Source organism: Arthrobacter sp. zg-Y820, assembly GCF_030142155.1.
Taxonomy (GTDB): Bacteria; Actinomycetota; Actinomycetes; order Actinomycetales; family Micrococcaceae; genus Arthrobacter_B.
In genome coordinates, this window is the sequence record NZ_CP126247.1 from 2,730,041 (window position 1) to 2,755,021 (window position 24,981).

Sequence of the window (24,981 nt, forward strand, 5' to 3'; positions counted from 1 at the left end):
GTTGGCGGCTGGAGCTAGGACGCGCTGAGCGCGTCGGCACCGGCCACGATCTCGGACAGTTCCTGGGTGATCTCGGCCTGGCGGGCGTTATTGCGAAGTCGCGTGTACTTCTTAATAAGGTCGGAGGCGTTGTCCCCTGCGGACTTCATTGCGCGCTGGCGGGCGGCGAGCTCGGAAGCGGCTGCCTGAAGCATGGCTGCGAAGATGCGCGACTCGATGTAGCGCGGCAGCAGTGCGTCAAGAACCTTTTCGGGCTCGGGCTCGTACTCGTAGAGAGGCAGCAGCTCAGTCTCGGACTGTGCTTCTTCCTCGACTACTTCCAGCGGAAGCAGGCGGATCACCGTGGGTTCCTGGACAACCATCGACTTGAAGCGCGTGTAGACAATGTGGATTTCATCCACGCCGCCGTCTTCGTAGTCAGTGTTGAAGTCATCAAGAAGTGCCTGGCCGATTTCGCGGGCTGTTTCAAAGTCCGGTGCATCGGTGTTTCCGGTCCAGACACGCGCAGCTTCGCGCTCACGGAAGTCGTAGTAGGCCTGCGCCTTACGTCCCACCAGGTAGGTCTTGACCTCTTTGCCCTCTTCACGGAGCAGTTCGGCCAAGGATTCGCTTTGCTTCAGCACACTGGCGGAGTACGAACCAGCAAGACCGCGGTCGGAAGTCAGAACCACCATGGCTGCCCGGCGGATTTGCTCCGGCTCGGTAGTCAGCGGGTGATCGATTTCCGACTGGGACGCCACAGCAGAAACGGCACGGGTGATCGCATTGGAATACGGCAATGACGCAGCCACACGGGTGCGTGCCTTTCCAATGCGAGAGGCAGCAATCAGCTCCATCGCCTTGAAGATCTTCTGCATCGACGTCGTCGAAGCGATCTTCTGACGGTAGACCCGAATTTGGGCTCCCATACTTTTCCTTTCAGTTCCTAGCGTTCTACTAGGGGCTAAGGCTTTGGCAAGGGTTCCGCGTCCGGATCAGATGATCCGGACGCGGAACGAAGAGCCGCTAGCGCTTCTGCTTGACGATCTTTTCCTGGTCAACAGCGTCTTCGCCCAAGGCTGCGTACTCTTCGTGGCCGGCGGCAACCATGTGGTTGTCTCCTTCGCCGAAGAATCCTTCCTTGAACGCGACTACGCGCTTCTTGAGTTCCTCCACAGTGGAGTCCTCAAGCTTGCCCGTCTGCGCCAGGGTGGTCAGCACCGAGGTGCTGTGCTTCAGGTGGTCGATGAACTCGCCTTCAAAGCGGAGAACATCTTCCACGGGAACATCGTCCAGGTAGCCGTTGGTGCCGGCCCAGATCGAAACAACCTGCTCTTCAACGGGGTACGGAGCGTACTGACCCTGCTTGAGGAGTTCCATCAGACGCGCACCGCGGGTGAGCTGCTGGCGGGTGGCTGCATCGAGGTCCGAAGCAAACATGGAGAATGCCTGCATGTCGCGGTACTGGGCCAGTTCCAGCTTCAAAGTACCGGAGACCTTCTTCATGGCCTTCTGCTGAGCAGCTCCACCGACGCGCGAGACGGAAATACCGACGTCGACGGCGGGGCGCTGGTTGGCGTTGAAGAGGTCCGACTGCAGGAAGATCTGACCATCGGTGATGGAGATGACGTTGGTCGGGATGTACGCCGACACGTCATTTGCCTTGGTCTCGATGATGGGCAGGCCCGTCATCGAACCGGCACCGAGCTCATCGGAGAGCTTCGCGCAGCGTTCCAGCAGGCGGGAGTGCAAGTAGAACACATCGCCCGGGTAAGCTTCGCGTCCCGGCGGGCGCCGGAGCAGCAGGGATACGGCGCGGTAGGCTTCGGCCTGCTTGGACAGGTCATCAAAGATGATCAGTACATGCTTGCCGCCGTACATCCAGTGCTGGCCAATGGCCGAACCGGCGTAGGGAGCCAGGTACTTGAAACCGGCGGGGTCCGAAGCGGGGGAAGCAACAATGGTGGTGTACTCCATTGCGCCCTTGTCTTCGAGGGTGCGCTTGATTTCAGCAACGGTCGATGCCTTCTGGCCGATGGCTACATAAATGCAGCGCACCTGCTTCTGAACATCTCCGGAGTCCCAGTTCGCCTTCTGGTTAAGGATGGCGTCAACGGCAATGGCGGTCTTACCCGTCTTGCGGTCACCGATGATCAGCTGGCGCTGTCCGCGGCCAATCGGAATCATGGCGTCGATAGCCTTGAGACCGGTCTGAAGCGGTTCGTGTACCGACTTGCGCTGGGTTACGCCCGGCGCCTGAAGTTCCAGTGCGCGGCGTCCCTCGGCCTCGATCGGGCCCAGGTCATCCATCGGCTCGCCCAGCGGGTCGACAACGCGGCCGAGGAAGTTGTCCCCGACAGGTACGGACAGGACTTCACCGGTGCGGTGAACTTCCTGGCCTTCTTCGATCCCGGCGAAGTCGCCGAGTACAACGACACCGATTTCACGGGTGTCAAGGTTCTGGGCGAGGCCCAGTGTGCCGTCCTCGAACCGAAGCAGCTCGTTCGCCATGACGGAGGGCAGGCCCTCCACACGGGCAATGCCGTCGCTGGCGGTTGTTACGCGGCCAACTTCAACGCGCTCTGCGTTTCCGGGTTCGTAGGACGCCGCAAATTCGTTCAACGCATTACGGACGTCGTCGGCGTTGATGGTCAATTCGGCCATCTGCAGTCCCTGCTCTCCTGTGTTGTGATCATCGCTTGGTGCCGATGACCGTGATTAATTCTCAAATGATCTGAACTGGTCTCAACCGTCCCGCGGGACGGCTAGACCGCGAGCTTCCGACGGAGGTCGGACAGACGGGAAACTACTGATGAATCCAGTATCTCGTCTCCCACTGCGATCCGCACGCCGCCGATCAGTGACGGTTCAACGTCGGCGTTGATCTTCAACTCACGGCCGTAGAGTCCATTAAGAGAGGACTGCAGACGCGAAAGCTGCTCTTGGGTCAACGGACGGGCGGCCCGAACCTCGGCAATCCAGCGCTTCTGGCGCCCGGCAACGAGATCCAGGAAGCGTGCCACGAGGGCACTGGGCTTCAGGCCGCGCGGATGCGTGACTGCCTGGCGGATCAGTACCAGTGCTTCGGGGCTTGCCCCGGGCACCAGCTTCTGCGCCAGAATGACCTTTGCCTCAGGCGATGCCTGCGGCTCGGACAAAGCCCGCTGAAGTTCGTGGCTGGAAGCGACTGCCCGGCGGAACCGGATCAGGTCGTCTTCCAAGGCGTCTAGGCCTGCAAGACCCGATCCGCGGTTTTCTGCCGTTGCTGAAACAACAGTGGCAGCCAGTTCCTCGAGCGCATCACCCAAGTCACGCGGAGACCGCCAACGCGAGGAGACCAGATCAGCAACAATGGCCTCGGCGTCTGCCGAAACCTTGCCGCGTACCAGCTGTGCAACCAGCGCCGCCTTGGCATCGCTTTGACGGGCGGGATCGGTCAGCGCACGCCGGATACCGGCGCTGCTGTCGAGAACGCCCAGGATTCCAAAGAGTTCCTCTGCCAGTGACAGCGAAGCAAACGGAAGCTTGGCTTCCAGCTGCTTCTGCGCCACGGCCAGTGATTCGCTCGATACTCCTGCCATTACCTAGCTGCACCTGCGTTCTCGTTTTCCAGTTCCCCAAGGAAACGGTCCACCACGCGTGCGGCGCGGGCGTCATCCTCAAGCGTCTCGCCGATGATGCGTCCGGCCAGCTCGGTTGCCAGTGTGCCGACCTCAGCGCGGAGCGACGTAACAGCCGCCTGCCGCTCTGCAGCGATCTGCACCTGTGCCTGCTCGGTGATCCGTGCGGACTCAGCAGCGGCCTTGGCCTTCAGCTCCGCGAGGATCTGGGCGCCTTCAGCGCGTGCTTCTTCGCGGATGGCGTTGGCTTCTGCCCGGGCATCGGAAAGCTGTGCCTTGTATTCGACCAGCGCTGCGCTGGCTTCTGCCTGGGCCTTTTCGGCCTTGGCAATGTTGCCTTCGATGGCTTCCGTGCGCTCCGCAAACGTCTTCTCGAAGGCCGGCACCACAAACTTGACGACGATGAACATCAGTATGGCGAAACTGATTCCCGTCACCAGGATTTCCCAGATGTTGGGCATCAGGGGGCTGGCGCCTTCAGAGGCTGCCAACATGACTACCTGATCCATAATGCACCCGTCCTATCTGCTTGGTGGGTCAGTCGGTTCGGACTAGACAATGAACGCGAGAACCAGACCAAGGATAGCGAGGGCTTCGGTCAGTGCCAGACCCAGGAATGCGATCGGCTGGAGTACACGCTGTGCCTCCGGCTGGCGTGCAACGCCGCTGATGTAAGCGAAGAAGACGAGGCCCACGCCGATTGCGCCGCCGATTGCGGAGAGGCCATAGCCGATTGCGTTGAGGCTACCTTCGATTTCCATGTGTTTTTTCCTTTCAAGATGCCCTGAAGGGCAGGTTGCTTGGGGTTTCCCCGAGGGGAAGCTTAGGTTTCCCGGAGGGAAAGCTTAGTGATCGTCTGCCAGCGCGCCCTGGATGTAAATGGCGGTCAGCAGAGTGAAAACGTAGGCCTGGAGCACCATGATCAGTGCTTCAAGCATGTACATGGCGATACCGCCGCCTAGAACCAGCACCGAGGAGGCCTGGAGCAGGATGTTGTCCTGGAGGACCAGGAGGTATTCGATGCCGGCGCCGGCGAGCATGATGATCAAGTGTCCGGACATCATGGTGGCGAACAGACGCAGGCTGTGCGTGATCGGCCGGACCAGGAAGTTGGAGATGATCTCGATCGGAACCAGAACGGGGAGGATGTACCACGGCACGCCGGACGGAACCGTCGCCTTCACGAAGTACTTCATACCGTGCTTCTTGATGCCAACACCGATCCACGTCACGTAGACGATTGCTGCCAGCAGGTACGCTCCGCCCGGGTGGGAGAAGCTGGGCAGCTGGATGAACGGAATGGCACCGTAAATGTTGTTGACAACAATAAAGAAGAACAGTGCGAAGAGGAACGGAACGAACTTAAGGAAGTCCCGCTCGCCGATTACGTCCTTGGCGATGCTGTTACGGACGAAGCCGTAACCCCATTCGCCCAGGAACTGCAGGCGTCCCGGCACGAGCTTTCCCTTGCGGGAAGCAAGAATAAAGAACACAGCGATGATGACAACTGAGATGATGACCAGCAGCATCTGCTTGCCAACACCGGTACCGTATTCGGCGCCCCACGGGAAAATCTCAGGGAGGTGCATATCTGAAATGGCCGGCGGAACGAATCCACCTTCATTAGTGGCCGGGAGTGCAAGCGCGATCAACGCGTTTCCTCTCTGCTGTGTCCTTCATCGGGCGTGTGAATCGGGGCAAGGGTAGTTGCCCGGTCTAAAATCTTTGGCATTACTGTTCGGCTTCTTCACGGTCGTGGGCTGGAGGGCCGACGCTGGCTTTCGCAGGTTTGCTTCCGGTCAGGCCGTGCACTTTGGTCAGGTAAAATCCGGCGGCGGCTCCGAAAAGAATGCCGACGAGCACCAACCACTGGGTCTCGAACAGATTGTCCAAAAACCACCCTACCAAACCCCAGGCGACGATCCCGCCAATGATATAGCTGAAGACGCGCATGCCGGAGTCGTACGTGGACTCGGGGTCGAACCCGGGTTTTTCAGACATCCTTTTCCCCTTTTACTGAAGATGGTTCCCGGGCCGGCGCAGGCGTCGGCTGCGGCTCGTCGTCGTAAAGCTGGAAACGAATCCGGGAGAAGGCACGAATTTCCGCGATCTGCCACACCACCACGGTGAGGATGGCGGCGGTGAAGAACCACGTGGCGTCCAGCCACGCGGGCCTGCCGATCATAAACAGCACCGCGGCGAAGAGGACCACTTTGACGATGTAGATCAAAGCGAACATTGCCATGGCGCCGTGCGGATTGTCGCGGCCCACTACATGGACGATCAGGAGGCTGACGCCGCTGAACGCCGCGACGAGCGCCCAGCCGAACAGCACGCTGCCGAGGCCCGTGGTGCCGGCAGCAATTAAGGAAGCCGCGCCGAGAACGACAACCAGCATTCCCGTCCACTTCATTGAGGCTCGGAAGATACCGAGCCAGGGATTCGAAGTGGGTCCGGAGGCGACAAGGGGACGTCCAGTCAGGGCACCGTCTGCGGGGCTCATAACTCTTGGGACATCCTTCGGGCCGGTGCGGGTGGGAGCTGCGGCGCGGGAATCCGCGACAGAAGAAATTCTACAACACATAGAAGTTGCCGCCGGCCGTGCGCGTCATGCAGGCTCACACGCGGGTGCGCTGCCGGTCGAAGATCCGGGGCGACAGCAGGTAAAACACCACCACCGCCAGTGCGAACAGGGTCACGGCGACTTTGAGCACATCGCCGGCGCCGGCCACAACCAGCCCCGCCGTCCCCGTCAGCAGGGTGCACACGGTGACCACGGCCGCCGACTGCAGATGGCTGAGCCCCGCGTCCGTCAGTCGCTGATAGACGTGTTGGCGGTGCGCCGCGTACCAGCGCTCTCCCCGGCTGATGCGCATCAGGAGGGTGGAAAAGGTGTCAGCCAAGTAGATGAGGATCGGGAAGAGCAGATACTCCACGTTGACGCCGGCGAGGAAGGCGGCCACCGCGGTGCCGGCAATCGATGCTCCCAGGAGGTAGCTGCCGACGTCGCCCATGAACACCGATCCGCGGCCCAGGTTCCACGGCAGGAAAGCGGCAAAGGCGGCGGCGGTGACTGCTCCGGCAACTGTCATCCAGACGTGGTCGCTGAGCAGACCGCCGACGGCGTACAGGACTCCCACGGTGATTCCGTGCAGCCCCGAGATGCCGTTGACGCCGTCCATGAAGTTGGCGACGTTGATGTAGGCGGCGATGGCCAGCGCCCCCACGGGCACCCACCAGTAGCTCTGCTCCATGGTCCACACCAGTGCCGTGGTGCCCAGGACTCCGAGCGCCAGCTGCAGTCCGGCGCGCAGCCGGACGGACAGGCCGCGGAAGTCCTCAATCCAGCCGAGCAGGGACGCCGACGCGATGATCACGATCAGGATGAGCACAATCGAGCGGTCAACGGCCACCAGGCCGGTCAACAGGGACAGCATCAGCCCCAGCAGGACGCCTGCGGCGATGGTCACGCCGACGCCGCGGATAATCTCCTTGGTGTGGGAGGAGCGCTCGTTCGGGATGTCCAGGACACCAAGCCGGCGCAGCAGGGGTATGAAGGCGAAGGGAAGCAGCAGGCTCACCAGGAAGGCTGCACCGACACACAGGGCCAGCAGCATCAGCCCGTCCGCCGTTCCGCCGTGCCGCCGTTGAACGGATGCACGCGGGCCCGCTCGGCGGACACTCCCCCGTGCGCTGCCCCGGGCACTCCCCCGATGCCCGTGACCGGGGGCAGGACCTCTCCGTGGGAGTCCACGCCGCACTTGTGCAGCCAGTCCTCGAACCGCAGGTCCGAGGGGTTGAGCTCGTCGACTGCCGTGTGGGAGATCTTCGGGTGCAGCGGACGTGAGTCGTCTTCGCCCGTCCCGACCAGGATTTCGTGCAGCTTTTCACCCTGCCGAAGCCCGGTGAACACAATTTCAATGTCCTTGCCGGACATGTCGATCATCCGCCGGGCGACGTCCAGGATCTTCACGGGCTCGCCCATGTCAAGGATCAGCACTTCACCGCCGCGTCCGATCGCACCCGCCTGGATCACCAGCTGGCAGGCCTCGGGAATGGTCATGAAGAAGCGGGTGACCTCGGGGTCCGTCACGGTCAGCGGCCCGCCCTGGCGGATCTGTTCGGTGAACAGCGGCAGCATGGAGCCACGGCTGCCGATGACGTTGCCGAACCGCACCGACACATAGCGTTCGCCGCTGCTGTCGGCCATCCAGGCGGTGAGCTTCTCGGCCACGCGCTTGGAGTGCCCCAGCACAGTGGTGGGATTCGCCGCCTTGTCGGTGGAGATGTTCACAAAGTATTTGACCTTGGCCTTTTTGGCCGCGCGCAGGACATTCGCGGTTCCCAGCACGTTGGTCTTCCAGGCCTCCTGCGGATACTGCTCCAGGAGCGAGACGTGCTTGAGCGCGGCGGCGTGGAAAACGACGTCGGGCCGGCGGTCGGAGAAGATCTGTTCCAGGGCGTCGGGGTCCCGGATGTCGGCAAGGACGGTGTCCTTGCCGTTGAGCAGTCCGTGGCCGGTGATGGACAGCTGAGTGAGCTGAAGGCCCGTCTCGTCCCGGTCCACCATGATCAGCTCCGCGGGGTCGAAGGCCGTGATCTGGCGGCACAGCTCGGAGCCGATGGAACCGCCGGCACCGGTGACCAGCACCTTGCGGCCGGTCAGGTAGCCGGCAACTTCCTCCACATGGATGTCCACGGGGCGGCGCCCGATGAGGTCCTCGACGGCAACCTCGCGGAAGTCGGTCAGTCCGGCCCCGGCGCCCTTGCTCAGCATGTCCTTCAGCGGCGGCAGCACCAGCACGCGCAGGTCCAGTCCTTCGGCGCGGTCGGTGACCAGCCGCACCTGGCGGGCTTCGACGTCGGCGATCGCGATGATCAGGACGGTGGCACGGGTGCGCTGCACGATTTCGCGCAGGTCTTCGAGTTTTCCAAGCACGGGCACCGTGGACAGGCGCAGGTGCTTCTTGGCCGGATCATCGTCGATCAGCCCCACCGGATAGTAAGGAGATTCCGGGTCCTTCATCATGCGGGTCACGAGGGAACTGCCCAGGAATCCGGCGCCGTACACCAGCGTGCGGGAGGCCTCATCGCCGGGGCGTGCCTTGCCCTCGACGTACATGCGCTTGAGGTAACGCATGGCTGCCATGAACAAGCAGGCGAACGGGAAGGCAATCATTCCGGTGCTTCGCGGGATGTCGATGGCCAGGCCGAAGAGTGCGCTGACCAGGACCAGGATGGCGGCAACCACCAGGGTGACGATGGCAAGCAGGCGCATCTCGTGGAAGCTGCCGAAACTGTAGCGGCCGCGGTACAGCGCGAAGGAATAGCCGACGATCAGCTGGACCAGCACGGCGGCCCCGCAGAAGACGGCGACGCCCCCGGGATTGATCTGGTCCACCGTGAGCTCGTACCGGAGCACCAGCGCCAGGACGATGGCCACGATCCACGCCAGCGAGTCCAGGATGTACTGCGACCACAGCCACAGCGCAGGCTTTTCGTCGCGGATGGGACCGCGCTCGTCCGTGCTTGTCTGCCTCATAATCCTCAACGGGTGGTTCCCCGGTTCTCTTCTCGGTGGTTGAAACACAGTTCGGAAGAATCCGGTGTAATAGACTGGAATCTCATCAGCATTCTAACTGCACACCCTTCTCCGTTCGGCTTGGGCCGCTCATCCGGGTTGCCCCGAAAGGATCATTTTGCCGGACACCGTGGCCGTAGCAGCTGTAACGTTCGACCGTCCCGACGACGTGTCCACCCTGCTGGGCTCACTGGCTGCCCAAAGCGGCAACATTACGTCAGTTTCCTTGGTGGATTCCGGCAAGTCTCCGGTTCAGGATATCGCTGAAGCATCGGCGGCGAACGTCACGTACATCCGCTCCAACACAAATCTGGGCGGTGCCGGCGGTTTTTCGCTGGCCATCCTGTCGGCCATGGCCTCCGGCGCGGACTGGATCTGGATCATGGACGACGACGCCCATCCGGAGGATCCGCACTGCCTGTCGACCCTGCTCGAGGCCGCACGGGAACACAACGTCGATGTTGTCCTGCCCCTGGTGGTCGCTCCGGGACACCCCGACACCCTGTCCTTTCACTTCCGCCTGGACGGCAAGCTCACGCACGACCGCGCTGCGGTGGAGAAACTGGGCTTCATCCCCGACATCGGGCATTTTTTCAACGGTGCGCTGATCCGCACCGACGTGTTCTTCCGTGTCGGCCTGCCGGACCTGCGGCTCTTCATCCGGGGTGACGAAACCGACTTCATGATTCGGCTGCGCCGTGCGGGCGTGCGGTTCGGCACCGTCACCTCCGTCGCGCTGACCCATCCCGCCGCCTGGGCCGAGGTCAAGCCGGTGGCAGGGGAACGGCTGCACGTGCTGGTCCCCGAAAATGCCTTTAAACAGTTCTACTTCTACCGCAACCGCGGCCACCTGACCTGGAAATACAAGCGCCTGCGCTCCTTCGCAGCCGACGCCGCGGGTTATCCCATCCACTTTGCCAAGACGCGCGATCCGCGTGGCTTTGCCGCCTGGTTCCGTGCCTACACCGCGGGCATGCGCGGCCGTTTCGGCCCGCCGTCGGACTTCGGTTTCTGATGAGCGGCTCCGACCTCTCAGTGCCCGGAACCGCCCTGACACTGGTCATCACCACGTTTAACCGGGCCGGTTACCTGCGCGGCCTGCTGGATTCGGTGGCTGCGCTGGATCCGGCGCCGGAGCGGATCATCGTGGTGGACAACGCCAGCACCGATGACACCCAGGCCATCATCAGCGCGGCGGCTTCCCGGCTGCCGATGCCGGTGGTGAACCTCCGGCTGCCGGTCAACGCCGGAGGCGCCGGCGGGTTTTCCGCCGGCGTGGAGCGGGCCCTCGCCGAGGGTGCGTCATGGCTGTGGGTGATGGACGACGACGTCGTGGTCCTTCCCGGTGCGGTGGCCGCCCTCATCAAGTGGACCGGCACGTACCAGTGCATCCACGGCCGGCGCCTGGATGACGCGGGCAGTCCGTTTTTTTGGCAGCACCGCTTCCTGCCGTTCCTTGGCATCCACGTTCCCATCCGCGGCAACGTCTTCCGGGATACGCCGGTTTTCTCCACCAACGTGGGCTGTTTCGAAGGCATGCTGATCTCCGCCGACCTGGTCCGCCGGATCGGGCTGCCGGATGCGCGGTACTTCATCAACGGCGACGACGAAATCTACGGCTGGCTTGCCTCGCGGCTGACGGACGTGGTGTACGTCAACGACTTCGTGCTGCAGAAGGTCCGCCCGCAGAAGCAGATTGACCTGGGCATCCGCCACCTGAACGACTCCAGCGACCTCAGCCGGTTCTACTCCATGCGCAACCGCGGGCACACCGCCCAGTATCTCCTCGCCCACGGCAGGTATTCCCGCGCAGGCTTCGCCCTGGGCACCCTGCTGACCGCCGGCAAGGAGGTGCTGCGGCTGCTTGCCGTGGAGCACCGCATTTCCGGCGTGGGCAGCCTGTGGCGCGGTTGGCGCGAAAGCCGTGCCATCATGCACGATGAATCATGGCAGCCCCTGCCGCCGCTTGAGGACCTTCCCCACCACGATCGGAAACATCAGGTTTGACGCAGCACCTCTCTTCACCGCAGGCATCCGCAGTTCAGCAGCAGGCCGATCCCCCGGCATCCGTTTGGGTGGTGCTGGGCTCCACAGGTTTTATCGGCGCAGCCGTCTGCGCCGGCCTGCGGGAAGCCGGCATCACGGTGCGGACTGTCCAGGCACCGCGGCTGGAGTCATCTGCGCAGGATGCAGCGGGGCTGCTCGCTGAGGCCGCCGCCCTGGAGGCGGTGCGGGCGGAGCTTGCCGCCGCCTTCACGGGCGCCCGGGTGGTTGTCAACGCGGCCGGGCTGGCCACGCCCGGGGGAACGGACTCCCCCGCCCTGCGCGGAGCCAACTCGCTGCTGCCGCTTGTCATCGCCGACGCGGCAGATTCCGCCGGGCTCCGGCGCTTTGTGCACCTCAGCAGTGCCGCCGTCCAGGGCCACCGCCCGTACCTGGACGAAACCGGCTACGTGCAGCCGTTTTCGGCCTACTCCCGGTCCAAGGCGCTGGGCGAGCGTGCCCTCGCGGAACGCACCGGCGGCGGCTGCAGTGCCGTGACGATCCGGGCGACGTCGGTGCAGGGGCTGCAGCGTCCCACCACCGCCAAGCTCGCCCGCCTGGCGGCCTCTCCGCTGGCCTCGGTCGCAGGCGACGGGACCGCCCCGTCCCCGGTCAGCTCCGTGGATGCCCTGGTGGAGTTCATCACGACCGTTGGGTCCTACGCCGGGGATGTCCCCGCCGTCGTCCTGCAGCCGTGGGAACGCTCGACGGTGGCCGGAGTGCTCGAGGCGGCGGGCGGCCGCAAGCCGGTCCGCCTGCCCGCGTGGCTGTGCCGGAGCGCGCTGTGGTGCGGCTACCGGCTCTCCGGCCTCGCCGGTGAGCGGCTGCACGGTCCGCTGCGCCGGCTGGAGATGATGTGGTTCGGCCAGCGGCAGGTTGCGGGCTGGGCCGAGGCCACCGGCAGTGTCCCCGAACCCCGGGTGCAGGAGATCCTGAGCTCGCTGCAGAACAGCGAACCGGCCGGCTACCAGGCTTCGGAGAGACTTCCCGAACGGGTTTCCCGCTAAACGGCGTCCTCTGCCGGTCCCTGAACTCCGGGCACGACCGCCTGGAGCTGCTCCAGGCTGATCGCGCCGGGGCGAACCACGCGGAGGATTTCCGAGGTGGCGTCCACGATGGTCGAGGGCACACCGGAGGCGCCCTGCTCAGGCCGGTGGCCCGCTTCGAGGTAGACCTCCACGGATTCGGCCAGCTGCGTCCGCGCCTCGGCGGCGCTCTGGGCTGCGGGGTTTCCGGTGCGGTTCGCCGAGGAGACTGCCATCGGGCCGGTCAGCGCCAGCAGCTCCAGCGCGATGCGGTCATCGGGCATCCGCAGCGCCACGGTGCCCATCGTGTCTCCCAGGTCCCAGGTCAGGGACGGCTGGGAATGGAAGATCAGGGTCAGCCCGCCGGGCCAGAACGCCTCGGCGAGAGCACGCGCGTCGTCCGAGATGTCCACGGCCAGCCCCTCCATCGTCTGCATCCGGGGAATCAGCACGGGCGGCGGCATTGACCGGCCGCGGCCCTTGGCGGCCAGCAGGGTGGCAACAGCCTGCGGCGAAAAGGCGTCAGCGCCGATCCCGTAGACGGTATCGGTTGGCAGGACCACGCACTGCTTGGCGGCTATGGCCTGCTGGGCCTTGGCCAGGCCCTCGCTCAGGCCGTCCGGGTCAGTGCAGTTATAGGTGGTAGTCACGGGAGAGTTCGTTCCTTCTTCTCAGATGTCGTGTGCCGTCCGCACCGCGGAGGTGGCCCGCGGGCGGCCGTTGAGGTCAGTGTGTGTCGCCACGTCCTGCCAGCACGGCTGCGCTGCCAGCAGGGCAGCAATCCGCTCGGCCTGGACCTCGGCATGTTCCATCACAAAGTATCCGGAGGTGCGCAGCAGCCGGGCAGCGGTGCCGGCGGCGGCCAGCGGCAGTTCCAGTCCGTCCCGGCCGCCGCCGTACAGCGCCATGGCCGGATCGTGCTCGGCGGCCTCGGGCTCATTGGGAACCGCGTCCGCGGGCACATACGGCGGGTTGGAAACCACCACATCGAACGTTCCGTCGGAGTCCGCCAGGGCGGTGCGCAGGTCGTCGTGGAGAAGGTGCACCCCCAGCGGCTCGAGGTTCCGCCGGGCCCAGGCCAACGCCAGCGGGCTCAGTTCGACGGCGTACACCTCGGCTTCCGGAACCTCGGTGGCCAGCGACGCGGCAATGGCACCGGATCCGGTGCCCAGGTCCACTGCCTTGACCGGCGCCTTGCCTTCGGCAGCAATCCGGCGTGCGGCGTCGATGGCGAGCTGCGCCACGGTCTCGGTCTCGGGCCGCGGCACGAAAACACCCGGCCCGACCATCAGCTCGAGATAGCGGAACGAGGCGGTGCCGGTCAGATGCTGCAGCGGGACGCGGGACGCACGTTCGGCGACAAGCTCCGCGAAGCCGGGCGGCACGGGTGCGTCGGTGAAGGCCAGCGCCTTGACCCGGCCGCGGGACTCCCCCAGCAGGTGGGCAGCGAGAAGCTCAGCGTCCACGGCCGGGCTCGGCACGCCGGCACCGGCCAGAATGGCGGCGGCTTCGCGCAGGGCCGCCGCCAGCGTGGTGGATTCCATGTCGAAGGTTAGTTCTCGTCACCGATGGCGTCGAGGCGCGCCTGCTCATCCATTTCGATCGCGGCCTGCACCACTGCTTCGAGGTCGCCGTTCATCACGGTGTCCAGGTTGTAGGCCTTGTAGCCGGTGCGGTGGTCCACAATCCGGTTTTCCGGGTAGTTGTAGGTGCGGATGCGCTCGGAACGGTCCATGGTGCGGATCTGGGACTTGCGGATGTCCGAGTTCGCGGCGTCGATCTCAGCCTGCCGGTGGGCCAGGATGCGGGAGCGGAGCACGCGCATGCCGGCTTCGCGGTTCTGCAGCTGTGACTTCTCATTCTGCATGGCCACCACAATTCCGGTGGGAAGGTGGGTGATGCGCACGGCGGAGTCGGTGGTGTTGACCGACTGGCCGCCCGGGCCCGAGGACCGGTAAACGTCAATCTTCAGGTCGTTCTGGCTGATCTCGACTTCTTCAGGCTCGTCCACTTCGGGAAGCACCAGCACGCCGGCGGCCGAGGTGTGGATCCGGCCCTGGGATTCCGTGACCGGAACACGCTGCACCCGGTGGACGCCGCCCTCGTACTTCAGGCGGGCATAGACGCCTTCGGCCGGGTCGTTGGAGGAACCCTTGATGGCCATGGAGACGTCCTTGTAACCGCCCAGGTCCGACTCCGTGGAGGTGATGATTTCAGTCTTCCAGCCCCGGGTCTCGGCGTAGCGGGTGTACATGCGCAGCAGGTCACCGGCGAACAAGGCAGCTTCGTCGCCGCCTTCACCGCCCTTGACCTCAATGATGACGTCGCGGCCGTCGTTGGGGTCGCGGGGAATCAGCAGCCGGCGCAGCTTCTCCTGGGCCTCGTCGAGCTGCTCCTGAAGGACCGGAACCTCGGCGGCGAATTCGGGATCGTCAGCTGCCATTTCGGAAGCCGCTGCGAGATCGTCTTCGAGGGCGTGCCACTTGTTGTAGGCGTCCACGATGCGGCTGAGTTCGGCGTAGCGCCGTCCGAGCCGCCGGGCGAGGCCCTGGTCCGCGTGCACCGCCGGATCGGAAAGCCGCAGCTGCAGCTCTTCGTGCTCATCCAACAGACCCTGTATGGACTCAAACATGTTTTACGTTCCTCTTTCGACTGTGGACCCTGGCCCGAACTCGGGCCGGATCCTGAAATCTTTCACCACTGCGGAATTCTTAGACTGCCCATCAGCAGTTTATCCGTGACTGGAAGTGCACCTGCGGGTTAACTGCCAAGCCGCCCAGGCTCCGGTCTCCGCGGATGCGGATAGCGGAGCATGAGCGGCTCGGTAAGGCAGCTAGTCGTCCTTGGTGCCCAGGGTGGTCTTCTGGATCTGCATCAGGAATTCGACGTTGGACTGCGTTTCCCGAATCTTGCCGGTCAGCAGTTCCAGCGCAGACTGGGTGTCCAGGCCCGACAGCACACGGCGCAGCTTCCACATGATCTTGACCTCATCAGGGGACAGCAGGTTCTCTTCGCGGCGGGTACCGGACGCGTTGACGTCCACGGCCGGGAAGATGCGCTTGTCCGCAAGGTTGCGGGACAGGCGCAGTTCCATGTTGCCGGTGCCCTTGAATTCCTCGAAGATGACCTCGTCCATCTTGGATCCGGTCTCCACCAGGGCCGTGGCCAGGATGGTCAGCGATCCGCCGTTTTCGATGTTGCGGGCAGCACCGAAGAAACGCTTGGGCGGGTACAGTGCGGACGAATCCACACCACCGGACAGGATGCGGCCCGACGCCGGAGCGGCCAGGTTGTAGGCACGGCCCAGGCGGGTCATGGAGTCCAGGAGAACGACGACGTCGTTGCCCATTTCCACGAGGCGCTTGGCACGCTCGATGGCAAGTTCAGCCACCGTGGTGTGGTCATCGGCGGGACGGTCGAAGGTGGAGGCAATGACCTCGCCCTTGACCGTGCGCTGCATGTCCGTGACTTCTTCGGGGCGCTCGTCCACGAGGACCATCATGAGGTGGACCTCAGGATTGTTGATCGTGATGGCGTTGGCGATTGCCTGCAGGATGAGCGTCTTGCCAGCCTTGGGCGGCGAGACGATCAGGCCGCGCTGGCCCTTGCCGATCGGGGCCACCAGGTCGATGACGCGCGGGCCGATCACCTTGGCGGAGGTCTCCAGGCGCAGGCGCTCGGAGGGGTACAGCGGAACCAGCTTGGAGAACTCCACGCGGTCCTTGTTGTCCTCGGCCGGTTTGCCGTTGACAGTGGTCAGGCGGACCAGCGCGTTGAACTTCTGGCGCTGGTTGCCGCCCTGGTTCTCGCCTTCGCGGGGAGCACGGATGGCACCGACAACGGCGTCGCCCTTGCGCAGGTTGTACTTCTTGACCTGGGCCAGGGAAACGTAGACGTCGTTCGGGCCCGGCAGGTAGCCGGAGGTCCGCACAAACGCGTAGTTCTCGAGGACGTCCAGGATGCCGGCCACGGGCAGCAGGACGTCGTCTTCGGTGACCTCAACGTCGTCAACGTCCGGGTTCTGGTTCCGGTTGCGGCGGCGCTCGTTGCGGTCGCGGAAACGGTCATTCCGGTCGCTGCGGTCGTTGCGGTCGTTCCGGTCGTTCCGCTCACTGCGGTCGTTCCGGTCGCCGCGGTCATTGCGGTCGCTGCGGTTGCGGTTGCGGCGGTTGCGGCCCCGGCCGTTTTCTTCGCTGTCGTCGCGGCTGTCGCGGGCGTTCTCGCGGTCACCGCGGGTGTTCTCGCGGTTGTTGTCCCGGTCGCCGCGGGTGTTGTCCCGGTTTTCGCGGGTGTTCTCGCGGTTCTCGCGGGTGTTTTCGCGGTTGTTCTCACGCTCGGCCCGGGTGTTGTCCCGGTCGCCGCGGGAGTTCTCGCGCTTGTCCCGGCCGTTCTCGCGGCTGCGGTCCTCTGAACCGTTGGCAGCTGCTCCGTTACCGTTCTCCGACGCGTTTGACGGCGCGGACTCGGTGCTCGGCTGCTCGGCCTTGTTGTTGTCCCGGCCGTTCTCAGACCGTGCGGTCTCAGACCGTGTGTTCTCGGACCGGCCGTTGTCCGATGCCTCGCTGTCGGCGCGGCGGCTGCGTGAACGGCGGTTGCCGCGCTCCCGCTGGTTGTCCTCGCGGGGGGTCTCCTCGCGGGCGGTTTCGGCCTGGGCGGCCGGTGCCTCCGCGGCCGGAGCCGGCGCTTCCGCTGCGGGCGCAGTGACGACTCCGTCACTGGCAGCGCGGCGGTTGCGGTTGCGGGTCCGGGCCGGACGCTCCGGAGCCGACTGCTCGGCGGCGGGCGCCTCGGCAGCTGCCGGGGCTGAGCGGTCGGAACCGGCCTTGGCGCCGTCGGCCTGTGCGGCGTCAGTGTTGGCGCCGCGCACCGGGCGGTCGGCAACTGCGCCGCCCCGCTGATGGTTGGAGATGGCTGTTACGAGATCTCCCTTGCGCATGCGGGACCCGCCGGTAATGCCAAGCTGGCCGGCAAGCGCCTGGAGCTGTGCGAGCTTGAGGCCCGCAAGACCGGAGCTTTTTGAAGTCGCTTCGCCGTTGATTCCGGCGGTAGCTGAGTCCACACCTGTTGTCAGGTCAGTGGTGTCTGTCACGAAGGATCCTTCCCCCTCGTCGGGCGGTCCGGCGCAGTGCCGGCCGCGGATGATTTGGCCCTGGTCCCCCTATGGTCAGACATGGGGGTCAGGGTTCGCCGGTTGCCGGTAAGAGCCGGGAATCGGCGAATCTACTGGGTGCCTCTTGGAAAGAAATCCACAGGAGTTTGGTCAGCTTCGCTGCCGAACTATGCGGCATTCATGGGGACTGACCGTTTCTTGGCAGTACCCGGAAGGCTGCACCGAGAATTGCACTTCCGCAACTGAATAACAGTTTCCGACACGGTGTTTGGACACAATGCCCTCAACAAAGAGTTTTCAACAATTCTTCGCCGGCGGTCCAGAAACGGACGGCCTGGATGCAGGAGCACAAGCTGGATGCGGGAACACAAGACGGTTAGTACCGCTGGTGCTCTTCCACTCTAGCACCATCTCGGTCCACACTGAGCCGCAAAACACGCCAAAATTGCGTAGTTCCGGCGGCCGTCAGGTACTCGGTAATCAGCTCTTCCGCGCGGCGTGCCTGATCCGTTCCGTTGGCCAGGGCCATGACGGTGGGCCCGGCGCCGGAGATGACCGCAGCGAGCCCGTTGGCCCTCAGATGGGCCATCAAAGCGGCGCTGGGCGCCATGGCCTCGGCCCGATAATCCTGGTGCAGGAAATCCCGCGTGCCCTCCGGCAGCAGCGCCGGATCGGCGGCCAGGGCATGGACCAGCAGTGCCGCCCGGCCCGAATTGGCCGCTGCCGCGGGATGCGGCACGGCCGCCGGAAGCAGTCCGCGGGCACTTTCCGTGGACAGTTCGTTGGCCGGAACGGCAGCAACCGGAATGATGTCCGGATGCACCGGGGCCGTCACCGACCGGAACGTTCCGGCCTCCTCCCAGGAGATCGCCAGTCCGCCGGCCAGCGCCGGAGCCACGTTGTCCGGATGACCCTCCAGCCGGGAGCACAAATCCAGCAGCCCGGCGGCGTCCAGCCGGTGCTCCGGCGGCAGCAGGGCATTGCCCGCCAGGACGCCGGACACGATGGCCGAGGCGGAGGAGCCCAGGCCGCGGCCGTGCGGAATGACGTTGTCCGCGTCGAGACGCAGCCCCGGCAGCGAGTATCCGGCGGCTTCCACCGTGAGCCGGATGGTCCGGACCACCAGGTGGGTGCCGTCGGTGGGCAGCGTGCCGGCACCTTCGCCGGTGATGCTGACGGCGGTGCCGGGCTCGCCGACGGTGCGCACCCGCACGGTGTCGAACAGGCCAACGGCCAGTCCCAGGCTGTCAAAGCCCGGTCCCAGGTTGGCGCTGGTGGCCGGCACCCGGACCGTGACGTCCTGGCCTTCGGCCACGGCGGTGCGGGAAGGTGCCGCGGAATCGCTCACATGCATCTCGCTCTAGCCCGCGGCCTGTGCTTCCAGGCCCAGCGCGGCAGCCACGGATACGACGTCGAATTCCACCTTGGTGGGCTCCACATCGGAACCGTCGGCAGTGCGCAGCGCCCACTGGGGGTCCTTCAGGCCGTGGCCGGTGACGGTGATGACAATCTTCTTGCCGGTGGGAACCTCGCCGGCGGCATGCTTCTTGAGCAGCCCCGCCACTCCCGCGGCGGAGGCCGGCTCCACGAAGACGCCCTCGCGGGAGGACAGCCAGCGGTGCGCCTCGAGGATTTCAGTGTCGGTGACGGCTTCGATCAGCCCGCCGGACTCGTCCCGGGCGGCGATGGCCTGGTCCCAGGAGGCCGGGTTGCCGATGCGGATGGCAGTGGCAATGGTGTCCGGGTCCGTGACGGGGTGGCCCTGCACCAGGGGCGAGGCCCCCTCGGCCTGGAAGCCCCACATGGCGGGGGTTTTCGTGGCGACCGGTGGCAGCTCGGTTCCGGCGAGGTTGGTGTACGGCGCGGCGTACTCGGTGTAGCCCTTCCAGTACGCGGTGATGTTGCCGGCGTTGCCGACGGGCAGCAGGTGCAGGTCTGGGGCGTCGCCCAGGGCGTCAACCACCTCAAAGGCTGCGGTCTTCTGGCCTTCGATGCGTGCCGGGTTGACCGAGTTGACCAGGAACACCGGGTAGGCCTCGGCGAGCTTGCGGGCCACGTCCAGGCAGTTGTCGAAGTTGCCGTTGACCTGCAGCAGCTCGGCGCCGTGGGCGATGGCCTGGCTGAGCTTGCCCATGGAGATCTTGCCGTCCGGCACCAGGACGGCGCAGGTGATGCCGGCCTGCGTGGCATACGCCGCGGCCGAGGCGGAGGTGTTGCCGGTGGACGCGCAGACCACGGCCTTGGCACCGGACTCGACGGCGGCCGTGATGGCCATCGTCATGCCGCGGTCCTTGAAGGAGCCGGTGGGGTTCATGCCTTCGACCTTGAGGTAGACCTCATTGCCGGTGAGCTCGGACAGCGCCTTCGCCCGGACCAGGGGCGTGCCGCCCTCGCCCAGCGTGATGATCTCGGTGCTGTCGGTTACGGGAAGACGATCGGCGTACTCGCGGATAACGCCGCGCCATTGCTGAGCCACTGTGTTAGACCCCTTCTACCCGCAGGACGGATGTGACGGAAATGATGACGTCCAGGCCCTTGATGGCCTCGACGGTGGCTGCCAGGGCAGCTTCGGAGGCACGGTGCGTCACGAAGCGCAGTTCTGCCGCTGCTCCGGTGCCGTCGCCGTGGATGGTCTGGCGCATCGTTTCGATGGAGACGCCGTGATCGGCGAACACCCGGGCCACGGCTGCCAGCACGCCCGGCTGGTCGGTGACCTGCAGGCCGATGCTGTAGCTGGTGGTAACCATCGGCATCGGCAGGGCCTGAACATGGCCGGTGGGGGTTTCAGCGCCCAGCGGTCCGCCCAGCACGAGGCGGCGGGCGGTGCTGACGACGTCGCCCATCACGGCCGAGGCGGTCGGGGCGCCGCCGGCGCCCTGGCCGTAGAACATCAGCTCTCCGGCGTTTTCGGCTTCCACGAACACGGCGTTGAACGCGCCGTGGACAGCGGCCAGCGGATGGGTGCGCGGCAGCAGCGTGGGGTGCACCCGCACGCTGACGCCGGGTTCGCCGTCGTTCTCCAGCTTTTCGGCGATGGCGAGCAGCTTGATGACGAAGCCGGCATCCTGCGCGGCGGCGATGTCCTCGGCGGTGACCGAGGAAATGCCCTCGCATGACACGTTCGCCAGGTCAAAGGTGGTGTGGAACGCCAGCGAGGCGAGGATCGCGCCCTTGGCGGCGGCGTCGTGGCCCTCCACGTCCGCGGTGGGATCGGCTTCCGCATAGCCCAGGCGCTGGGCTTCGGCGAGGGCGTCGGCGAACTGCGCGCCGGTGGAGTCCATCGCGTCGAGGATGTAGTTGGTGGTGCCGTTGACGATTCCCAGCACGCGGGTGATCCGGTCGCCGGAAAGGCTGTCGCGGATCGGGCGCAGGATGGGGATCGCACCGGCGACGGCTGCCTCGTAGGCCAGCCGGACGCCCGCGGCGTCGGCTTTCTGGAACAGTGCGGCGCCGTCGGCAGCCAGCAGCGCCTTGTTGCCGGTGACCACTGACGCACCGTGGCCGATGGCGTGGAGCATCAGCGTGCGGGCGGGCTCCATGCCGCCCATCAGCTCAATGACGATGTCGGCGTTTTCCACCAGGGCCTCGGCATCGGTGGTGAAGAGGTCCTTCGGCAGGTCAACGTCGCGGGGCGCGTTCGGATTGCGGACGGCGATGCCGGTCAGCTCCAGCCGGGCTCCGGTGCGCGAGGCCAGGTCTTCGGCGTCGTTGATGAGGATCCGGGCCACCTGTGAGCCAACGTTTCCGCATCCCAACAGGGCAACTTTCAGGGTGTTCATGATGTGGGCCTACTCCTTTTGCGTTTCGGTCGGTCGCGCGCTGGACGCGAAAACGTCGCGGGCCAACAGGTCGTCTTCCGTTTCACCGCGGATGATCAGCCGGGCGGCGCCGTCCCGGACGGCGACGACGGGCGGCCGGGCGATGTAGTTGTAGTTGCTGGCCAGCGCCCAACAGTACGCACCGGTTCCGGGAACGGCCAACAGGTCACCGTCAGCCGTATCGGCCGGCAGGTAGACGTCCCGAACCACTATGTCCCCGCTCTCGCAGTGTTTGCCAACCACGCGTGACATAACCGCGTCATCTTCGGAGCTGCGCGAGGCGAGCACTGCCGAGTAGTCGGCGTCGTACAGCACCGGGCGCGCGTTGTCGCTCATCCCGCCGTCCACCGACACGTACCGGCGCGGCGAGGTGCCGCCGTCGGTGTCCACCCGCACCGTCTTGACGGTGCCGGCGCGGTACAGGGTAAAGGTGGTGGGCCCAACGATGGCGCGGCCGGGTTCAATGGAGATCCGGGGAACGGCCAGTCCCAGCTCCTCGCAGGTGGAGCCGACGACGGCGGCCATCGCGCGGGCAATTTCGGCCGGCGGGCGCGGGGTGTCGGCCTCGGTGTAGGCGATGCCGTAGCCGCCGCCGAGGTCCAGCTCGGGCAGCTCGACGCCGTGCTCGGCCTTCACCTGGGCCAGGAACCCGAGCAGCCGCCGTGCGGCCAGCTCGAAGCCTTCGGGCTCGAAGATCTGGGATCCGATGTGGCAGTGCAGGCCCAGCAGGCGGATGCCCTCGTGGTCCAGCGCCGCGGCAACGGCCGCGGCGGCGGGCGAGATTCCGCCGGCCTCGGGGTCCGGTGCCATGGAGAGTCCGAACTTCTGGTCCTCGTGCGCGGTGGCGATGAACTCATGCGTGTGGGCATGGACGCCGGGCGTCAGGCGCAGCATGACGTTGGCCTGCTCGCCGCGGGAGGACGCCAGTGCGCCCAGGCGCACCAGTTCCGCCATGCTGTCCACGACGATCCGGCCCAGGCCCATGTCCAGGGCCCGGGTGAGTTCGGCGTCCGACTTGTTGTTGCCGTGCAGGCCCAGGTCGGCGCCGGGGATTCCGGCGCGGCGGGCCACTGCCAGTTCCCCGCCGGAGCAGGTGTCCAGGCGCAGGCCTTCGGAGGCCACCCAGCGGGCCACCTCGGTGCAGAGGAAGGCCTTGCCGGCGTAATACACGTCCACTCCCCCGCACAGGTCGGCGAACGCGGCGTCAAAGGAGTCCTTGAAGTCCCGGGCGCGGGCCCGGAAGTCGGCCTCCGACACCACGAACAGCGGCGTGCCGAACTCCTTCGCCAGCGCGGACACCGCCACGCCGGCAACTTCGAGTTCGCCGGAGCCGTTGCGGCTCACGTCGCGGGCCCACATCAGGGGGCGCAGGGCATTGGCGTCCGCCGGATGGCTGAGCCACTCGGGGGCGAGCGGGGAAACAGTCACGGTTTACATCCGTTCCGGTGCTGAGACTCCCAGCAGGCCCAGGCCGTTGGCCAGGACCTGGCGGGCGGCGAGGTTCAGCCACAGGCGGGTGCGGTTGACGTCGGTGATCTCCTCGTCGCCCTGCGGGGCGATGCGGCAGGCGTCGTACCAGCGGTGGTAGGTTCCGGCGATGACTTCCAGGTGGCGGGCCACGCGGTGCGGTTCGCGGAAGGCGCTGGCCTGCGCGACGACGCCGGGATACTGTCCCAGCGCTGCCAGCAGTTCGCCTTCGGTCGGGTGCGTGAGCAGGGAAGCGTCGAATGCAGAATCGTCGACGCCGGCCGCCTCGGCGTTGCGGGCCAGGGCGTAGGTGCGGGCGTGGGCGTACTGGACGTAGAACACCGGGTTCTCGTTGCTGCGCTTGGTCAGCAGGTCCAGGTCGACGTCGATGTTGGAGTCGGCGGAGAAGCGGGCCAGCGTGTAGCGGGCGGCGTCCACGCCCACGGCGTCGACCAGGTCCTCGAGGGTCACCACGGTGCCGGCTCGCTTGGACATGCGCACCGGCTTGCCGTCCTTGACCAGGTTCACCATCTGGCCGATCAGCACCTCAACGCAGGCCGGGTCGTGGCCCAGTGCTGCGGCCGCGGCCTTGAGCCGGACGACGTAGCCGTGGTGGTCGGCGCCGAGCATGTAGAAGTTGAGGTCGAAGCCGCGGTCGCGCTTGTTCTGGATGTACGCGATGTCACCGGCGATGTACGCCGCCTTGCCGTCGGACTTGATGACCACGCGGTCCTTGTCGTCGCCGAACTCGGTGGAGTTCAGCCACCAGGCGCCGTCCTTCTCGTACAGGTTCTTCGAGCCCTTGAGCTGCTCCAGGAGCTTGTCCACCTGGCCGTTTTCGTGCAGCGAGTCCTCGTGGAAGAAGACGTCGAAGTCCACGCCGAAGTTGTGCAGCGATTCCTTGATGTCGGTGAACATGAAGTCCACCCCCACGGCGCGGAAACGCTCCTGGGCCTCGGCCTCGGGCAGGCTCATGATGTTCGGTTCCGCGGCGAGCACCCGGTTGGCGATGTCTTCGATGTAGGCACCGGCGTAGCCGTCCTCCGGGGCCGGTTCGCCCTTGGCGGAGGCCAGCAGGGAGCGGGCGAAGCGGTCGATCTGCGCGCCGTGGTCATTGAAGTAGTACTCGCGGGTGACCTCGGCGCCCTGCGACTGGAAGACCCGGGCCAGGGCGTCGCCGACGGCGGCCCAGCGGGTTCCGCCGAGGTGGATCGGTCCGGTGGGGTTGGCGGAGACGAACTCCAGGTTGATCCGGGTGCCCTTCAGGACCTCCGAGGTGCCGTACGAGTCGCCGGCGGCCACAATGGTCTTCACCAGTTCACCGGCGGCACCGGCGGCGAGGGTGATGTTCAGGAAGCCCGGTCCGGCGATGTCCACTTTGGCGACGCCGTCGATCTTCTCGAGGCGGTTCTTGAGGATTTCAGCAAACTGGCGCGGGTTCATCCCGGCCTGCTTGGACAGCTGCAGGGCGATGTTGGTGGCCCAGTCACCGTGGTCCCGGTTCTTCGGACGCTCCACACGCACCTCCCGGGGCACGTCGATGCTGAAGTCACCGGCATCGATGGCGTCTTGGAGGCAGGCAGTTACGGCGGAGGAAAGTTCTTCAGGAGTCACCGGTTAAGCATAGCCGCCGGGCAGGTGCTGTTCCGCGAACCGTTACGTCGCCGGAGACTTCCCCGTGGCTTCCCCCATGACTTCCCCCGTGGCCAACCCAACAGCACGTTTCCAGGCATGGGTCACCCGATAGGCATGGTTCATCCGGATACGTTGTAATGGATACGGACACGGGACCGAAACTTGCGAGCGCCGGCCCGGTGCCCGCCTGCTGCCCCATCTCCAGGAGACACATTGAACCCCACACGCAAGACCCTGCTGTTCACCGCCGCTTCCCTGACCCTGGTCTCCACCGCCTGTTCGGGACAGGCATCGGACGAGGCTCCGGCCGCCGAGCCCTCCACCGCTGCCTCGGCCGCACCGCAGTCGGCGGCACCGCAGAGTGCCGCACCTCAGTCGGGGGAACCGGCCGGCAGCTACGCCGACGGCGAGTACTCGGCACAGGGAACCTACACGCCGCCGTCGAACACTACCGAGGAAGTGGACGTCACCCTGACGCTCGAAGGCGGCGTGGTGACGGCCCTGGAGGTCACCGCCTCGGGCAACCACCCCACTTCCAAGCAGTACCAGCGGGAGTTCACCTCCGGGGTCCAGGAAGAGGTGGTGGGCAAGAACCTCGACGAACTCGACGTCGACAAGATTGCCGGCTCCTCGCTGACCAGCAGCGGCTTCAACAAGGCCCTGGAGTCCATCCGCACCGAAGCCGCGAACTGATCCCCTGCCC

At 65.6% G+C, this 24,981-nt stretch carries 23 protein-coding genes; 4 read left to right on the plus strand and 19 right to left on the minus strand.

Annotated features, from left to right (window positions below):
* Nucleotides 1-14: 14 nt before the first annotated feature.
* From QNO08_RS12350 to QNO08_RS12395, 10 genes are all read right to left on the minus strand, one after another.
* Complete coding sequence (locus QNO08_RS12350; protein ID WP_229965213.1) at nt 15-908, minus strand: F0F1 ATP synthase subunit gamma; 894 nt, start codon at nt 906-908, stop codon at nt 15-17.
* A gap of 97 nt (nt 909-1,005) precedes the next feature.
* Nucleotides 1,006-2,643 carry a F0F1 ATP synthase subunit alpha gene (gene atpA / locus QNO08_RS12355; protein ID WP_229965212.1) on the minus strand — a complete coding sequence of 546 codons (1,638 nt, stop codon included), beginning with the start codon at nt 2,641-2,643 and terminating at the stop codon, nt 1,006-1,008.
* 101 nt (nt 2,644-2,744) lie between these two features.
* Entirely contained in the window at nt 2,745-3,560 is an 816-nt protein-coding gene (locus QNO08_RS12360; RefSeq protein WP_229965211.1) for a F0F1 ATP synthase subunit delta, read from the minus strand.
* Entirely contained in the window at nt 3,560-4,108 is a 549-nt protein-coding gene (locus QNO08_RS12365) for a F0F1 ATP synthase subunit B (protein WP_229965210.1), read from the minus strand. Before QNO08_RS12365 ends, QNO08_RS12360 begins: the two co-directional genes overlap by 1 nt.
* A gap of 42 nt (nt 4,109-4,150) precedes the next feature.
* On the minus strand, nt 4,151-4,360 hold the full coding sequence (locus tag QNO08_RS12370; protein ID WP_152219239.1) for an ATP synthase subunit C-like protein: 210 nt from the start codon (nt 4,358-4,360) through the stop codon (nt 4,151-4,153).
* Between the two features lie 84 nt (nt 4,361-4,444).
* The gene (gene atpB, locus QNO08_RS12375; RefSeq protein ID WP_229965209.1) at nt 4,445-5,251 is read right to left on the minus strand and encodes a F0F1 ATP synthase subunit A; all 807 of its coding nucleotides are present in this window, start codon (nt 5,249-5,251) and stop codon (nt 4,445-4,447) included.
* Between the two features lie 79 nt (nt 5,252-5,330).
* A complete protein-coding gene (locus QNO08_RS12380; RefSeq protein ID WP_229965208.1) occupies nt 5,331-5,600 on the minus strand; it encodes an AtpZ/AtpI family protein in 270 nt (89 codons plus the stop codon).
* Complete coding sequence (locus QNO08_RS12385) at nt 5,593-6,183, minus strand: Cg1360 family ATP-synthase-associated protein (RefSeq protein WP_502863073.1); 591 nt, start codon at nt 6,181-6,183, stop codon at nt 5,593-5,595. Before QNO08_RS12385 ends, QNO08_RS12380 begins: the two co-directional genes overlap by 8 nt.
* A gap of 34 nt (nt 6,184-6,217) precedes the next feature.
* Complete coding sequence (locus QNO08_RS12390) at nt 6,218-7,216, minus strand: MraY family glycosyltransferase (protein WP_229965206.1); 999 nt, start codon at nt 7,214-7,216, stop codon at nt 6,218-6,220.
* Nucleotides 7,216-9,141: a polysaccharide biosynthesis protein gene (locus QNO08_RS12395; RefSeq protein ID WP_229965205.1), complete on the minus strand. Its 1,926-nt coding sequence runs from the start codon at nt 9,139-9,141 to the stop codon at nt 7,216-7,218. The genes QNO08_RS12390 and QNO08_RS12395 overlap by 1 nt, the downstream gene beginning before the upstream one ends.
* A gap of 157 nt (nt 9,142-9,298) precedes the next feature.
* On the opposite strand from QNO08_RS12395, the gene QNO08_RS12400 reads away from it, so the two are divergent.
* The 3 genes from QNO08_RS12400 to QNO08_RS12410 are packed head-to-tail and all read left to right on the plus strand — an operon-like array spanning nt 9,299 to nt 12,230.
* Nucleotides 9,299-10,195, plus strand: a complete 897-nt coding sequence (locus QNO08_RS12400) for a glycosyltransferase (protein WP_229965204.1) — start codon at nt 9,299-9,301, stop codon at nt 10,193-10,195.
* On the plus strand, nt 10,195-11,187 hold the full coding sequence (locus QNO08_RS12405) for a glycosyltransferase (protein ID WP_229965203.1): 993 nt from the start codon (nt 10,195-10,197) through the stop codon (nt 11,185-11,187). The genes QNO08_RS12400 and QNO08_RS12405 overlap by 1 nt, the downstream gene beginning before the upstream one ends.
* A complete protein-coding gene (locus tag QNO08_RS12410; RefSeq protein ID WP_229965202.1) occupies nt 11,184-12,230 on the plus strand; it encodes an NAD-dependent epimerase/dehydratase family protein in 1,047 nt (348 codons plus the stop codon). Before QNO08_RS12405 ends, QNO08_RS12410 begins: the two co-directional genes overlap by 4 nt.
* On the opposite strand, the gene QNO08_RS12415 is transcribed toward QNO08_RS12410, so the two are convergent.
* The 9 genes from QNO08_RS12415 to argS all read right to left on the minus strand — a co-directional run bounded on the left by QNO08_RS12415 (nt 12,227) and on the right by argS (nt 24,257).
* Nucleotides 12,227-12,898 carry an L-threonylcarbamoyladenylate synthase gene (locus QNO08_RS12415; RefSeq protein WP_442860475.1) on the minus strand — a complete coding sequence of 224 codons (672 nt, stop codon included), beginning with the start codon at nt 12,896-12,898 and terminating at the stop codon, nt 12,227-12,229. The genes QNO08_RS12410 and QNO08_RS12415 overlap by 4 nt on opposite strands.
* Before the next feature lie 21 nt (nt 12,899-12,919).
* Complete coding sequence (prmC, locus tag QNO08_RS12420) at nt 12,920-13,792, minus strand: peptide chain release factor N(5)-glutamine methyltransferase (RefSeq protein ID WP_229965201.1); 873 nt, start codon at nt 13,790-13,792, stop codon at nt 12,920-12,922.
* A gap of 8 nt (nt 13,793-13,800) precedes the next feature.
* On the minus strand, nt 13,801-14,880 hold the full coding sequence (gene prfA, locus QNO08_RS12425) for a peptide chain release factor 1 (RefSeq protein WP_229965200.1): 1,080 nt from the start codon (nt 14,878-14,880) through the stop codon (nt 13,801-13,803).
* Nucleotides 14,881-15,081: 201 nt separating this feature from the next.
* The gene (gene rho / locus QNO08_RS12430; protein ID WP_229965199.1) at nt 15,082-17,337 is read right to left on the minus strand and encodes a transcription termination factor Rho; all 2,256 of its coding nucleotides are present in this window, start codon (nt 17,335-17,337) and stop codon (nt 15,082-15,084) included.
* Between the two features lie 397 nt (nt 17,338-17,734).
* Nucleotides 17,735-18,712, minus strand: a complete 978-nt coding sequence (gene thrB, locus QNO08_RS12435) for a homoserine kinase (protein WP_442860474.1) — start codon at nt 18,710-18,712, stop codon at nt 17,735-17,737.
* 6 nt (nt 18,713-18,718) lie between these two features.
* Nucleotides 18,719-19,834 carry a threonine synthase gene (thrC, locus tag QNO08_RS12440; protein WP_229965197.1) on the minus strand — a complete coding sequence of 372 codons (1,116 nt, stop codon included), beginning with the start codon at nt 19,832-19,834 and terminating at the stop codon, nt 18,719-18,721.
* A 4-nt stretch (nt 19,835-19,838) separates the two neighbouring features.
* Nucleotides 19,839-21,137, minus strand: a complete 1,299-nt coding sequence (locus QNO08_RS12445) for a homoserine dehydrogenase (protein ID WP_229965196.1) — start codon at nt 21,135-21,137, stop codon at nt 19,839-19,841.
* A 9-nt stretch (nt 21,138-21,146) separates the two neighbouring features.
* Nucleotides 21,147-22,604, minus strand: coding sequence for a diaminopimelate decarboxylase (gene lysA, locus QNO08_RS12450; protein WP_229965195.1), 1,458 nt, complete (start codon nt 22,602-22,604; stop codon nt 21,147-21,149).
* Between the two features lie 3 nt (nt 22,605-22,607).
* Nucleotides 22,608-24,257: an arginine--tRNA ligase gene (argS, locus tag QNO08_RS12455; protein ID WP_229965194.1), complete on the minus strand. Its 1,650-nt coding sequence runs from the start codon at nt 24,255-24,257 to the stop codon at nt 22,608-22,610.
* A gap of 234 nt (nt 24,258-24,491) precedes the next feature.
* Here argS and QNO08_RS12460 point away from each other — a divergent pair, with 234 nt between their 5' ends.
* Entirely contained in the window at nt 24,492-24,971 is a 480-nt protein-coding gene (locus tag QNO08_RS12460) for an FMN-binding protein (RefSeq protein WP_229965193.1), read from the plus strand.
* Nucleotides 24,972-24,981 lie beyond the last annotated feature (10 nt).

Coding starts and splice junctions, on each gene's coding strand:
- QNO08_RS12390 (WP_229965206.1), bottom strand. CDS start 7,216: ATGCTGCTGGCCCTGTGTGTCGGTGCAGCCTTCCTGGTGAGCCTGCTG.
- QNO08_RS12350 (WP_229965213.1), bottom strand. CDS start 908: ATGGGAGCCCAAATTCGGGTCTACCGTCAGAAGATCGCTTCGACGACG.
- QNO08_RS12385 (WP_502863073.1), bottom strand. CDS start 6,183: ATGTGTTGTAGAATTTCTTCTGTCGCGGATTCCCGCGCCGCAGCTCCC.
- QNO08_RS12370 (WP_152219239.1), bottom strand. CDS start 4,360: ATGGAAATCGAAGGTAGCCTCAACGCAATCGGCTATGGCCTCTCCGCA.
- prfA (WP_229965200.1), bottom strand. CDS start 14,880: ATGTTTGAGTCCATACAGGGTCTGTTGGATGAGCACGAAGAGCTGCAG.
- atpA (WP_229965212.1), bottom strand. CDS start 2,643: ATGGCCGAATTGACCATCAACGCCGACGACGTCCGTAATGCGTTGAAC.
- QNO08_RS12405 (WP_229965203.1), top strand. CDS start 10,195: ATGAGCGGCTCCGACCTCTCAGTGCCCGGAACCGCCCTGACACTGGTC.
- QNO08_RS12380 (WP_229965208.1), bottom strand. CDS start 5,600: ATGTCTGAAAAACCCGGGTTCGACCCCGAGTCCACGTACGACTCCGGC.
- QNO08_RS12445 (WP_229965196.1), bottom strand. CDS start 21,137: ATGAACACCCTGAAAGTTGCCCTGTTGGGATGCGGAAACGTTGGCTCA.
- QNO08_RS12360 (WP_229965211.1), bottom strand. CDS start 3,560: ATGGCAGGAGTATCGAGCGAATCACTGGCCGTGGCGCAGAAGCAGCTG.
- QNO08_RS12365 (WP_229965210.1), bottom strand. CDS start 4,108: ATGGATCAGGTAGTCATGTTGGCAGCCTCTGAAGGCGCCAGCCCCCTG.
- thrB (WP_442860474.1), bottom strand. CDS start 18,712: ATGCATGTGAGCGATTCCGCGGCACCTTCCCGCACCGCCGTGGCCGAA.
- QNO08_RS12395 (WP_229965205.1), bottom strand. CDS start 9,141: ATGAGGCAGACAAGCACGGACGAGCGCGGTCCCATCCGCGACGAAAAG.
- prmC (WP_229965201.1), bottom strand. CDS start 13,792: ATGGAATCCACCACGCTGGCGGCGGCCCTGCGCGAAGCCGCCGCCATT.